Origin of the sequence: Kitasatospora sp. NPDC056273, assembly GCF_042268845.1 — a bacterium.
Classification (GTDB): Bacteria; Actinomycetota; Actinomycetes; order Streptomycetales; family Streptomycetaceae; genus Kitasatospora.
In genome coordinates this window covers 193,278-204,231 of the sequence record NZ_JBHJSJ010000012.1, presented here as the reverse complement: position 1 = coordinate 204,231, position 10,954 = coordinate 193,278, and the positions used below count along the sequence as shown (strand labels likewise).

The 10,954-nt window shown below is 74.1% G+C and carries 10 protein-coding genes; 6 read left to right on the top strand and 4 right to left on the bottom strand.

The features are described 5' to 3' along the window. Positions 1–492: amidohydrolase family protein (locus ACFCY1_RS14005; RefSeq protein ID WP_375874697.1), on the top strand; the 492-nt coding region annotated here is incomplete at its 5' end. Between the two features lie 89 nt (positions 493–581). On the opposite strand, the gene ACFCY1_RS14000 is transcribed toward ACFCY1_RS14005, so the two are convergent. From ACFCY1_RS14000 to ACFCY1_RS13985, 4 genes are read right to left on the bottom strand one after another with little or no spacing between them, the layout of a single operon-like run. Beyond that, on the bottom strand, positions 582–1,430 hold the full coding sequence (locus ACFCY1_RS14000; RefSeq protein WP_375874696.1) for a ketose-bisphosphate aldolase: 849 nt from the start codon (positions 1,428–1,430) through the stop codon (positions 582–584). Next, positions 1,421–2,362 (bottom strand): 1-phosphofructokinase family hexose kinase, encoded by a 942-nt coding sequence (locus ACFCY1_RS13995; RefSeq protein WP_375874695.1) that lies wholly within the window; start codon positions 2,360–2,362, stop codon positions 1,421–1,423. The genes ACFCY1_RS14000 and ACFCY1_RS13995 overlap by 10 nt, the downstream gene beginning before the upstream one ends. Continuing rightward, positions 2,359–3,273, bottom strand: coding sequence for an ROK family protein (locus ACFCY1_RS13990; protein WP_375874694.1), 915 nt, complete (start codon positions 3,271–3,273; stop codon positions 2,359–2,361). Before ACFCY1_RS13990 ends, ACFCY1_RS13995 begins: the two co-directional genes overlap by 4 nt. Continuing rightward, a complete protein-coding gene (locus ACFCY1_RS13985) occupies positions 3,270–4,142 on the bottom strand; it encodes an SIS domain-containing protein (RefSeq protein ID WP_375874693.1) in 873 nt (290 codons plus the stop codon). Before ACFCY1_RS13985 ends, ACFCY1_RS13990 begins: the two co-directional genes overlap by 4 nt. Positions 4,143–4,440: 298 nt before the next feature. Here ACFCY1_RS13985 and ACFCY1_RS13980 point away from each other — a divergent pair, with 298 nt between their 5' ends. The 5 genes from ACFCY1_RS13980 to ACFCY1_RS13960 are packed head-to-tail and all read left to right on the top strand — an operon-like array spanning position 4,441 to position 10,887. Beyond that, a complete protein-coding gene (locus ACFCY1_RS13980; protein WP_375874692.1) occupies positions 4,441–4,995 on the top strand; it encodes an ABC transporter substrate-binding protein in 555 nt (184 codons plus the stop codon). Then, entirely contained in the window at positions 4,961–6,409 is a 1,449-nt protein-coding gene (locus tag ACFCY1_RS13975; protein WP_375874691.1) for a tyrosine-type recombinase/integrase, read from the top strand. The genes ACFCY1_RS13980 and ACFCY1_RS13975 overlap by 35 nt, the downstream gene beginning before the upstream one ends. Continuing rightward, positions 6,399–8,354: a hypothetical protein gene (locus ACFCY1_RS13970; protein ID WP_375874690.1), complete on the top strand. Its 1,956-nt coding sequence runs from the start codon at positions 6,399–6,401 to the stop codon at positions 8,352–8,354. The genes ACFCY1_RS13975 and ACFCY1_RS13970 overlap by 11 nt, the downstream gene beginning before the upstream one ends. Then, entirely contained in the window at positions 8,351–10,477 is a 2,127-nt protein-coding gene (locus ACFCY1_RS13965; RefSeq protein WP_375874689.1) for a hypothetical protein, read from the top strand. The genes ACFCY1_RS13970 and ACFCY1_RS13965 overlap by 4 nt, the downstream gene beginning before the upstream one ends. Then, positions 10,474–10,887, top strand: coding sequence for a hypothetical protein (locus tag ACFCY1_RS13960; RefSeq protein WP_375874688.1), 414 nt, complete (start codon positions 10,474–10,476; stop codon positions 10,885–10,887). The genes ACFCY1_RS13965 and ACFCY1_RS13960 overlap by 4 nt, the downstream gene beginning before the upstream one ends. The last annotated feature ends 67 nt before the right edge of the window (positions 10,888–10,954 follow it).

Genomic DNA, 10,954 nt, shown 5'->3' with positions numbered 1-10,954 from the left:
ATCGTGGCGCTGCTGGAGGACGAGCGGGTCACCGTCGAGCTGATCAACGACGGCGTGCACCTGCACCCCTCCGTCCTGGACCTCGCCTACGGCACCGCCGGCGCGAACCGGGTCGCCCTGATCACCGACGCGATGGGCGCGGCCGGCATGGGCGACGGCCTCTACCCGCTCGGCCCGCTCCAGGTCCAGGTCAAGGACGGCGTCGCCATGCTCCCGGACGGCAGCTCCATCGCCGGGTCCACGGCGACCCTCGACCGGGTGTTCCGAAGAGCCCTCACCGTCGGGAGGCTGACGCTCGGCCAGGCCGTCGAGTCGCTGTCCGCCACCCCGGCCCGGCTGCTCGGCCTGGGCGACTCGATCGGCTCGCTGGAGACCGGCAAGCTCGCCGACCTGGTCGTGGTCGACTCGGAGGGCTACGACCTGGTCGCGGTGATGCGCCGCGGCCGGTGGATCATCGGCGGCGAGAGGTTCTCCACCGTCGAGCCCGCCTGAGCGACGCCGACGGCCGCCCTCCCCCACGCGGGGACGGGCGGCCGTCGCCGTGGAGTGGTGGTCCCGGTCGGGCCGCGGGCGGTGGTGGCTCAGGCCGCCGGTGCTGTCGCCTTGAGGACGCCGAGCAGCCGGGTGACCTCGGCGGCGACGGCCGCGCGGGCCGGCCCGAGGTAGCGGCGGGTGTCGACCAGCCGCGCGTCGTCGGCCAGGGCCCGGCGGACGGCGGTGCTGAACACCCGGTTGAGGTGGGTGGCGATGTTGACCTTCGTCATGCCGGCTTCCACGGCCGCGGTGAGGTCCCCGTCCGCCACACCCGAGGAGCCGTGCAGGACGAGCGGGACCGGCACCGCCCGGCGCAACCGTCCGATGAGCTCGAAGTCGAGCGCCGCGTCGCGGGTGGGCATCGCGTGCGAGGTGCCGACGGCCACCGCGAGCGCGTCCACGCCGGCGGCGGCGACGAACGCCGCGGCCTCGGCCGGATCGGTGCGCACACCCGGGGCGTGGACGCCGTCCTTGCCGCCGACCTCGCCCAGTTCGGCCTCCACCCAGACGCCCGCGGCGTGGCACCGCCGCACCACCTCGGCGGTGGCCCGCACGTTCTCCCCGTACGACAGCGCCGAAGCGTCGAACATCACCGAGGTGAAGCCCAAGTCCACGGCTTGGCCGACGAGTTCCACGGAGGTGGCGTGGTCCAGGTGGACCGCGACCGGCACCCGCGCGGCCCGGGCGACGGCCAGCGTGGCGGCGCCGATCGGCCCGAGGGCGCCGTGGTAGCGCACGGCGTTCTCGCTGATCTGCAGGATCACCGGCGCACCGGCGGCCTCGGCCCCGGCGACGATCGCCTGGGCGTGCTCCAGCTGGATGACGTTGAAGGCGCCGACACCGCACGCGGCTTCGGCAGCGGCGGCGGCGATCGGGCCGGTTCCGCTCAGGGGCATGGGTCGGACTCCTCGGTGGCGAAGGGGTGGACGTCCACGCGGGACCGCAGGGCGTGGTGGAGGGCGGGGTCGAAGTCGCCGGCCAGCGGTGCGGCGACGGCGGCCGCGGACAGTGCCACGGCCTCGGCCAGCCGGTCGGGCCAGGGCTCACCGCCGACCAGGCCGAGGGTGAGCGCGGCGACCGCGGCGTCGCCCGCGCCGGTGGGGTTGCCGGCCAGCCGCTCGGGCGAGCGGGCCCGCCAACCGCCGTGCGGGGTGACGGCGACGAGGCCGTCGGCGCCGAGCGAGGCGACCACCGCACCGGCGCCCGCGGCCCGCAGCCTGCGGGCGGCGGCCACCGGATCGGCCAGGCCGGTGGCGGCGGCGAGTTCCTCCGCGTTCGGCTTGACCAGGGCCGGTCCGGCCGCCAACGCCGTGCTCAGCGCCGTCCCGTCGGCGTCGAGCACCGCCGGGACGCCGTGCGCGTGCGCGCGCCGGAGCAGGTGGGCGTAGGCGTCCTCGGGCACGCCGCGCGGCAGGCTGCCGGAGAGGACCGCCGCCGCGGCGTGCGGCAGCAGGGTGTCGAGGTGGTCGAGGAACCGCGCCCATTCCCCGACGCCCACCACCGGGCCGGGTTCGAGCAGGATCGTGGTGTCCCCGGCGTCCTCCTCGACCACGGCCACCGTCCGCCGTGACTCGCCCGCGATCGCCAGCATGCGGTCGGCCAGGCCGGCGGACGCCAGTTCGGCGCGGATCGCCCGGCCGGTGAGGCCGCCGGTCAGGCCGGTGACCACGGTCGGGTGGCCGAGGGCGTGCAGGATCCGGGCGACGTTGACGCCCTTGCCGCCCGCGCGCTGGGCCACCGCCCGGACCCGGTTGCTGCCGTGCGGGCGCATCCGGTCCAGGTGGTGGGTGATGTCCAGGGCGGCGTTCAGGGTGACGGTGAGGATCACGCCGCCGCCCCCTCGCCCAGAAGGTCCCGCGCGAGCAGTCCGGCACCGAAACAGCCCGCCTCGTGGCCGAGTTCGGCGGGCAGGAGCTCGGGCATCGTCTGGAAGGAGAGCCGCGCCGTCAGAGCCGTCCGCAGTGGCGCGAAGTACGGCTCGCCCGCCCGGGCGAGGCCGCCGCCGATCACGATCCGCTCGGGGTCGAGCAGCGTGATCGCGCTCGCCAGGCCGTCGGCGAGCGCGTCGACGGCCTCCCGCCAGACGGTGGCGGCCGTGCGGTCCCCGGTCGCGGCGCGCCTGCCGACCTGCTCGGCGGTGACGCCCGCCTCCCCGGTGGCGGCGGTGTAGCGACGGGCGACGGCGGCCGCCGAGGCGAGGGTCTCCACGCAGCCGCGACGGCCGCAGGCGCACGGCTCGCCGCCGGGACGCACCACCAGGTGGCCCAGCTCGCCGGCCCGGGTGTGGCTGCCGGTGAGCGGCCGCCCGTCGACCATCAGCGCGGCGGCGATCCCGGTGCCGACGGGTACGAAGAGGAAGTCGCGGCTGCCGCGGCCGGCGCCGGCCCTGGCCTCGGCGATGCCCCCGGCCCGCACGTCGTGCCCGAACGCGACCGGGATGCCCAGGTGTTCGGACAGCAGCTGCCGGACGGGCAGGTCCCGCCAGCCGAGGTTGGCGGCCAGCACCGCGGTGCCGGCCGCCTCGTCGACGATGCCGGGCACGGCGATCCCCGCGGCGGCCGGGCGGAAGCGCCCGGCGAGTTCGGCGGCGCGGTCGAGGACGGTCTGGAGGACGGCCTCCGGCCCGCGTTCGGCGCGGGTGAACCAGCGCTCGGTGTGGCGGAGGCGGCCGTCCGCGGCCACCGCCGCGCCCTTGATGTGGGTTCCGCCGACGTCGAGGGCGATCGCCGTCGCGGTCACGGCCGGGTGAGCACGATGGAGCGGGTGAGGTTGCGCGGCTGGTCGGGGTCCAGGCCGCGGCCCTTGGCCAGTTCGACGGCGAGCCGCTGGGCGCGGATCAGGTCGGCCATCGGGTCCAGCGCGCTCACCGACAGCACGGCGCCGGTCGGCTCGACCTGGTCGACCAGCCCGGTCGGCGGCTCGCCGAAGAACCACACCACGCTGCCGCGGCCGGTGACGCTGATCGGGCCGTGCCGGTACTCCATGGCCGGGTAGGACTCGGTCCACGACCCGGAGGCCTCGCGCAGCTTGAGGGCCGCCTCGTGGGCCAGGCCGACCGTCCAGCCGGTCCCGAGGAAGGTGAACTGGCCCGCCTCGGTGGACTGTTCGGGCAACGGGGCGGTCAGCGCCCGCTCGGCGTGGGCGGCCAGGTCGGCGGGGGCGAGCCCGAGGCGGCCGCGCAGCAGCGCCAGCGCGGTGGTGGCGAAGCGGGTCTGCACCACCGACTTCTCGTCGGCGAACTCCAGGTCGACCACGGTGCCGGCGGCCGTGCCGATCGGGGTGGCGAGGTCGCCGGTGAGCGCGACGGTCGGCGTCCCGCCGCAGCGTTGCAGCGCGGCGAGCACCTCGGTCGTGGTTCCCGAGCGGGTGATGGCGACGACGCGGTCGTAGGCCCGGGCCGCCGGGAACTCGGAGGCCGCGAAGGCGTCGGTCTCACCGAGGCCGGCACCCTCGCGGAGGCCCGCGTACGCCTGCGCGATGTAGAGCGAGGTGCCGCAGCCGATCACGGCCACCCGTTCGCCGTGCTCGGGCAGTCCTGCGGGCTCCAGTTCCAGTGCCCTGCGCCAGCACTCCGGTTGGCTGGCGATCTCCCGTTCGACGTGACTCATCTGGCTCTCCTCGGTGGGGGCATGGGCGGCGCGCTCGGGGACAGGTCCGCACCGAGCGCCGCTTTCTGCTGCAAGCATCTGCTTGAAACTGCTCTATTCATAGCCCAACGCGTCATCTGTGAGCAATACTGATCCACCGAGTGCCTTGCGGCACCCGGCCGGCGAGGCAAACTCAGTTCGGCGTATCTGCTCGATGTTGAGCAAACAGTGGTCATGCAGCGCAGCTTCGTGCAGGTCGCACCATCCCCCACCCGGGCCACCGCGGGGTCGGCCCCCACTCGCAAAGGCGGTACCAGAGATGAAGCGGCGCCTTTTCGCCCTGTCCGCGGCCACCCTGGCCGGAACGCTCGCACTGTCCGGATGCGGCAAGGGCTCGGCCTCCGGTTCGACCTCCGCCGACGGGGTGACGACGATCAGGTTCGTCGCCGCCGACTACGGCTCCAACGGCCAGAACCCGAGTCAGGCGTACTGGCAGGGCGTGATCTCGGCCTTCGAGCAGCAGAACCCCGAGATCAAGGTCGACCTCCAGGTCATCAACTGGAACGACATCGACACCCAGGTCAAGACGATGGTGCAGAACGGCAACCAGCCGGACGTCCTGCAGACCGGCGGCTACGCGGACTTCGCCAAGAACGGCCAGCTCTACCCGGCCCAGGAGGTCCTCTCCGGCAGCACCGCGGCGGACCTGCTCCCCGCGATGGCGCAGGCCGGCGAGCAGGACGGCACCCGGTACGGCATCCCGTTCATCTTCACTTATGCGGTTTCGGACATGTCCTTGCTACGTTCCAGCGGTGCGATCCAGATCAAGAGATCCGGGCGTGCTGGGCTGGCGGGTGTTCTTCACCCGGCGTGAGCTCAGCTTGCCGCAGTCGAGTACGGACGTGATGGTCGATGCCGCTGCTCTGGACGACTGGTTGGACGAGAAGCGGATCGGGGACGGCTCGCCGTACCTGATCGATCCGCTCGGCCGGTACGACGTCGACCTGAACGACTACTTCGTCAGGGTGCTGGCCAACGAGCCGACCACGACCCAGGCGGCGGTCGCCTACGACCTGAAGCGGTTCCTGAAGTTCTTGTGGGACAACCGGGGCCGGCGGAGCTGGAAGGTTGCGACTGCGGACGACCGGGCCGCGTTCAAGCACTGGCGGCTGCACGACGCCGCCGGTCCGCGGGTGGAGATGACGACTTGGGACCGCGAGGTCGCCACGGTCCACCAGTTCTACCTGTGGGCCGTCGCGGCGGGCCATGCGGCCCGGAACCCGTTCCGGCAGCGGGCTTCCCGCGGCCGTGATCCGCGTCGGGCGCCGGGCGGGCCGACGCCGGCGGAGGCGTCGCACGAGGGGCGGTCCAACGACGTCGAGTGGCTGCCTGCCGGGACCTACCGGCTCTGGCGGGACACGGGGGTGCGCGGCTTCACGGTGCGGGGCCTGCCGGACCGGTCGTTCCGCGGTCGGTTCGCCTCGCGGAACGCCGCCTACACCGATGCGATGATTCGCACCGGGCTGCGGCTGTCGGAGCAGACCGCTCTGAGCCTGTTCGAGCTGCCCGAGCCGGTGCCGGGGGTGCTCAACGCCCGCACGTGGCTGCCGGAGGCGATAGCCAAGGGCGGCTCGGCCCGCAGGGTCTACTTCCCGGCGTCGGCGCTGAAGGACGTCTGGGACTACGTGGAGACGGATCGGGCGGAGGCCGTCGAGGAGGCCCGGGAGAAGGGCCTCTACGAGCGGATCCGTCGGCCGCTGATCGTCCCGGACCGGCGCCGGCCGGTGGCGGTGGTCGATGGCGAGCGGGTGGCGATCGGCAAGCTGGACGAGGGGGAGCGCCGCCGGGTCCTGATCGACACCCCGCAGGGCCTGGAGCCGGCGGCGCTGTGGCTGAACCGCTACGGCCTGCCGAGCCGGCCCTCGGGCTGGCAGGAGGTCTTCAAGACCGCCAACGCGCGCTGCGCGCGGCTGGGGCTGCGGGTTGCGTGCCACGCCCACGTCCTGCGGCACAGCTTCGCGGTGATCACGCTCGAACAGCTGTGGCGCGGGCACATCCAGGAGCTGGCGGCGATGACGCCGCGGCAGCGCGAGACCTACCAGATGGTCTTCGGCGATCCGCTGAACTGGGTGCGGATGCGCCTGGGCCACCGGTCGATCGAGACGACGCAGATCTACTTGCACACCTTGCAGGAGCTGGAGATGGAGACCCGGATGGCGCTGGTGCCGGACGGCTGGGAGCCGGCCGGTGTCCACCCCGAGGACCTGGTGGTGGCCGATGCCGCCTGAAACGGACACGGACACGGGGACGGCCGCAGGGCGCAGGGCCGGGCGGGGCAAGGTCTCGCCGCAGCCGGACGGCTTCTACGCACCCCCGGCGGCGGACGGGCCGGGCGGGCCGGTGGTGGAGTTCTTCGGCGAGGACGGGCGGCGGGCGGTGTACTCGTTCGAGCAACTGCCGTGCCCGGGCCTGCACGCCGTCCTGGCGGCGGCGTGGGCCCGGCGGGTCGGCCCGGCGGGGGGCTTGCGGACCCGCGGGGCGGCCGACGGGTCCTGGTCGGGCGTCGTGCGGCTGCTGAGGTGGCTGGGGGAGCTGGGCCGCCCGCCGCGGACCCTGGGTGCGCTGACGCTCGCCCACCTGCGCCGCTACGACCAGCACCGGCGGATGACGATTCAGGGGCCGGCGGTCGTGCAGGAGATGCACCAGGTGCGGGCGCTGCTGAAGGAGGTCGAGCCGCCCGAGGTGCTGCGGCCGCAGGTGCGGGAGTACCTGGAGCAGCCCGCCCGGCTCTACGACCGCTGGCACGTGGAGCAGGAGCGGCCGCAGGTCCCGGGGTACTCGGACCGCGAGTTCGCCGCGATCATGGCGGCCGCCCGCGGCGACGTGGCGGCCATCCGCCGCCGCCACCGGGCCGCGCGCGACCTCGTCGAGCGCTTCCGCGCGGCGCCGGAAGGCATGGACGAGCCGGCCCGCTCCCGGGCCGCCGCCCTCGCGCGGACCCTGGAGACCGGTGAGGTCCCCCTCGTGCACAAGACGCTGGCGGGCGGCGGCCGGGTCGCGGACATGGCCGCCTGGCGTGAGGCGGCCGGCGAGCTGTTCCTGACCACCCAGGACATCGTTCCCCTGCTGGTCCTCGGCGTCGGGTTGTCGGGCCGGAACACGGAGACTCTCAAGGAGCTGTCCTGCGAGCACCGGCTCCTGGAGGGCCGGGCGGTGGCGGTGAGCCTCCTCAAGCGCCGGCGGGGCAAGAGCCGCTCGCGCGAGACGATCCACTGGGAGACCGGCACCGACGGCTCGCGCCTGCGCACCCCGGGGGGCTGGTTCCTGCTGCTGCACGAGCTGGCGGCCGCCGGGCGGGTCTTCAGCGGCTCGCGCAGGGTGTGGTCGATCTGGGCGGCCCACCACCCCGCCGGCCCCAGCGAGGCGCTGGCCGCCCGGCGCGCGGCCCACGGACACATCGACCCCTTCGAGAACCGCCTGGGCCGGCAGCTGGACCTGTTCAAGTGGGCCGCCCGGCACGGGCTGACCGCGGACGACCCCGCCGACGGCGACGGGGCTGCGGGCGGGGCGCGGCCTCTGAAGCTGACCCTGGGCCGGCTGAAGAAGACGGTGGAGGTCCGCACCGCCCGAGCGGTGGGCGGGCACCTGCCGTCGGCGTCGCGCACGAACACCCCGAACGTCTCGTTCCTGCACTACCTGCGCAGCGATCCGCGGATCCGGGACTGGGCGGAGCAGGTCCTGACCGAGGCGCTGGAGGACGCCGAGGGCTCGGTGCGCGCCTTCCGCGGCCGGATCCTCGCCGGGCCCGCCGCCGAGGAGGCCGAACGCGACCCGCAGGCTGCGGCCGCGGCCCTGGGCACCACACCCGGCACGCTCGCCGCGGCGCGGGCCGGCGACCTGGACACCCTGGTGGCCGCCTGCCTGGACTTCGAGCACAGCCCCCACAGCGGCGGCGGGCCGTGCGACGTTTCGTTCCTGACCTGCCTGCGCTGCCCGAACGCGCTGGTCGCCGAGCACCACCTGCCCGCGCTGTTCGCGCTGCTGAACCAGCTGCAGGCCGACCTGGACGCGCGCGACGTCGACGACTGGGTCGGGCGCCACGGCGTCACCTGGCTGATCGTCACCCGCCTGGTCCTGCCGAAGTTCACCGCGGCCCAGCGCGAGCTGGCCCGCGCTCGGGCACCGCAGGAGCTGCCGACCGACTTCCTCGACGGATTCAAGGAGCCCTCGTGAGCGACTTTGCGGCCCCCGCTGCGGGCCCGGCCCGCGAACGCTTCCCCGCGCACGCGCCGGTGCTGGCCGGACGCCCGCTGGTGCCGGGGGTGCGGCTGGCCGACACCTCCCGGTTCGGCGACGACACCTGGCTCCTCAAGCACGCCCAGACGCAGCGGCACCAGGAGACGATCGTCATCAACTTCGCGCCCCTGCCGGCGCCTTTCCGCCGCACGGCCAAGGAGCTCGCCTTCCTGCTGCTGCGAGGGGACGTGCCGCCGGGCCTCAAGCCGGTGCGCAGCGTCGCCTCGGTCCGCAAGTACGTGACCGGGCTGAACGCCGTCTTCACCTGGCTGGAGGAACGCGGCGTGCGTGCGGTGGCGGCGGTGACCCCCGGCGACGTCGAGGCGTTCACCGCCCACGTCGCCGGCCTGCGGGTCACGCACGACACCAGGGAAGCCCGCCACCGCGCGCTGCGGCTGCTGTGGCTGTTCCGCTCCGAGATCGGCGACCCGCTCACCTTCGACCCCGCCGCCGCGGCGGCGGACCGGGCGCCGGGCGCCCCGTCACGGGCGGCGGGGCGTGGCGGCCGGGAGAACGCCACCAGCCGCATCCCCGAGCAGGTCCACGCTCCGCTGCTGGTGTGGGCGATGCGCTGGATCGACGACTTCTCCGAGGACGTCCTCGCCGCGTACGAGGAGTGGCAGCGGCTGGACCAGTGGACGAAGAGGAGCCGCAAGCGGCGCGGACAGCAGCCGATCGGACGGGCCCGGGTGATTCCGTCCGTCACCGCAGTCCTGGAACGCTACCGCGCCGAGGGCCGACCGCTGCCCGGGTGGAAGGGCGAGGCCAACCTCAGCCACCTCGCACGCGAGGCTAGGGTCCAGCGCGCAACCCTCAGCGAAGGGCACCCCTCGGCCAAGCTGGTCCGCCAGGCCGCCGCCGAACTCGGCGTCGCGGACGACACCTACCTGCGGACCCCGATGGCCGGCCTCCTGGACGGCGCGCCCTGGCGCGGCCCGGTCCCCTACGAGGGCCTCGGCCGGCTGACCCGGCTGCTGCAGACCGCCTGCTACATCACCATCGCGTTCCTGTCCGGCCTGCGCGACAGCGAGGTCAAGCACCTGAAACGCGGCTGCGTGCAGGTCTGGCGCGACGAGACCGGGCGGATCGTGCGCCGCAGGCTGCACGGCCGGGCCTTCAAGGGCGAGGCCGACCACAACGGCGCCGACGCCACCTGGGTGATCAGCGCGCCCGCCCAGCGGGCCGTCGACATCCTGGAGCGCCTCCAGCCCGCGCGGCAGAAGTACCTCTTCGCGCTGCTGCCGTCCTCGCCCGGCTACACGGCACAGCGAGGCCTCAACGAGGCCCGCACCACGAAGACGACCAACGCCGACCTACAGGAGTTCCGCGACTGGATCAACACCTACTGCCGAGGCGCCGACCGCGACGACGCCATCCCGCTGGTCAACGGCCGGCAGTGGCGGGTCACCACCAGCCAGTTCCGCCGCACCCTGGCCTGGTTCATCGCCCGCCGCCCCGGCGGCGTCATCGCCGGCGCCCTGCAGTACCGGCACCTGCGCGTGCAGATGTTCGAGGGCTACGCCGGCACCTCCGACTCCGGGTTCCGCGACGAGGTCGAGTCCGAGGAGGCGATCGCCCGCGGCGAGAAACTCGGCGACCTGATCACCAGTGACGAGTTCCACCGCCTCACCGGCCCGGCCGCGGCCGAGGCGGAGAGCCGCCTCGCCGAGTTCGAGCGGCATGTCCAGTTCCAGGGCAAGGTGATCAACGACGCCAAGCGGCTCCAGCGCCACATGGCCCGGCACGACCCCCACATCTACCCGGGCCGGTACGTCACCTGCGTCCACAACCCGGACCGGGCCCTGTGCCGCCGGGACGACGGCCAGACCGGCCCCTCGCTGCCGGACTGCCAGCCCCTGCGCTGCCGCAACGTCGCCCTGTCCGCCGAGAACACCGACCACCTGCGAGCGGCCCTGGAAGCCCACGACCGGGAACTCGCCCGCGCGGACCAGCTGGCGCCGTTCGTCCGGCACCGGATCCAAACCCGCCGACAGGAGCTCGCCGACTTCCTCACCGAAACCGCCGTCACCGGCCCGGACACCAAGACGGAGAGCCCGTGAGCCCCCGACTGCCCACCGACGAGCAGGTCCGGGCCGCGATGGAATCCGAACTCGCCGAGAGCGAGGCAGCCGCCCGGCGCGCCACCGTCACCAATGTCGAGAAGCGCCTCGGCGTCACCCACGCGACGTTCTACCGCAACTACCCGGAACTGATCGCCTGGTTCAAGACCCGGCTCGCCGACCGGCACCGCTCGGCCACGACCCCGAAGAACAGCGCTCGGGCCGATGACGCGAACGCCCGTCTCCGGCGGGAGAACGGCGACCTGCGCAAGCTGGTCCGCATCTACGCCGAAGCGATCCGCCAGCTGACCGGAGACAAGGCCGCCCTGGAGGACGAGTTGCAAGCGCTGAGCGGGGTGACCAACCTCGCCGAACGCCGCCGCCACAACGCGGACGACGGACAGAACTGAAGGCTCCGCATGACCCCGAAGTAGCCACCTGCTGCCCCGGCCTGGTGCGGTCGTCGACCCGGTCGGC